At 56.4% G+C, this 489-nt stretch carries 1 protein-coding gene; it reads right to left on the bottom strand.

Annotation, left to right across the window (positions count from 1 at the left end; translation table 11 throughout):
- Nucleotides 1-349: hypothetical protein (locus tag OR16_RS42460; protein ID WP_006164742.1), on the bottom strand; the 349-nt coding region annotated here is incomplete at its 3' end.
- Nucleotides 350-489: the final 140 nt, after the last annotated feature.

The following is a 489-nucleotide window of genomic DNA, read 5'->3' as shown; positions in this document are numbered from 1 at the left end:
TAGGATCATCGCTCAGGAACGCTAGAAATATTTCCGCTACCTGGTCAGACATGAACCATTCATCCGAGCGCATGGAAATGCTGCCCGCACCGAACACTAGAATCGTGCCGTCCGGACGCACTGGACTGGGCTTGTCATGGAATGCCCTCCATCGCCTTTCCCCGTCAACTTCGAAATGCTCAATCATGCAGGAGACGCCGCCACCTGCAACGTGCACATAATTGCCTGCGTCATCTGTCAAAGACGCATAGGAAGACGGCCCATAGCTTCGCAACGACTTTATCGCGCGGGTGATCTGTGCCCGCGCGGGCGCGCGGATACCGACTTTACCCTCAATCTCGAATTTCATTGGCCGATTTACTTCGATACGAGTGGAGCACGGTTCGCATCCTACCAGCGCGTTAGCCGTATATGTTGAACGGCCGCTATCGGCGAATTCGAAGGGCTGTTCAGGGTCGTGACGAGCCGACCGGCCCGGCACTGGCAGAG

This window comes from Cupriavidus basilensis OR16, from assembly GCF_000243095.1.
GTDB classification, from domain to species: Bacteria; Pseudomonadota; Gammaproteobacteria; order Burkholderiales; family Burkholderiaceae; genus Cupriavidus; species Cupriavidus basilensis_D.
This window is presented reverse-complemented; position numbering and strand designations above follow the sequence as displayed.